The organism is Pseudomonas cyclaminis, assembly GCF_015163715.1.
Classification (GTDB): Bacteria; Pseudomonadota; Gammaproteobacteria; order Pseudomonadales; family Pseudomonadaceae; genus Aquipseudomonas; species Aquipseudomonas cyclaminis.
This window is the reverse complement of record NZ_JADDUM010000405.1, coordinates 1-542: the sequence shown is the minus strand read 5'-3', so window position 1 is coordinate 542 and position 542 is coordinate 1. Positions and strand designations below refer to the sequence as shown.

Genomic DNA, 542 nt, shown 5'->3' with positions numbered 1-542 from the left:
ACCAGCACCGCCACCACGCAACCTTTAACCAGCATCAGTGTAAGGGTCAGGCCAAGGATCAGCAGGCTGTGGCTGATGAACAACTGCAGGTCAATCAACATGCCGATGCTGACGAAAAACAGCCCCAGCAGGATGTCGCGAAACGGGCGGATATCCGCTTCGATCTGGTGGCGGTAATGGCTCTCTCCCAGCAGCATGCCGGCCAGGAACGCACCGAGGGCCGGGGACAGGCCAAGCAAGTGGGTGAGCCAGGCGGTCAGCAACACGATCACCAGCGCCAGCAGCACAAACAGTTCTGCCGAATGGGACGCGGCGACCTCACGGAACAGGCGCGCCGTGCCAGGTAGTGCGGTGAGGCGCAGAGGGTGATGGTGTAGTCCTGCATCGGCCGGGCGATCAGGCTCGACGCCTCCAGTTCCCCCAGGCGGATCGCGACGTCAAAGCCGCTGTCGACCATGTCCATGCGCTGATTGCTGAGCACCACGTACAGTTTGATCAACGGGTAGCGTTGGGAGAATTCGCTCAAGGCGGGCGCCAGGCGT

2 pseudogenes are annotated in these 542 nt (G+C 62.0%); both read right to left on the bottom strand.

The features are described 5' to 3' along the window. Positions 1-332 (bottom strand): annotated as a pseudogene (locus IQK56_RS30845) (cation:proton antiporter domain-containing protein); the annotation flags it as partial. After that, positions 287-542, bottom strand: a pseudogene (locus tag IQK56_RS30840) (LysR substrate-binding domain-containing protein); the annotation flags it as partial. The pseudogenes IQK56_RS30845 and IQK56_RS30840, both read right to left, overlap by 46 nt.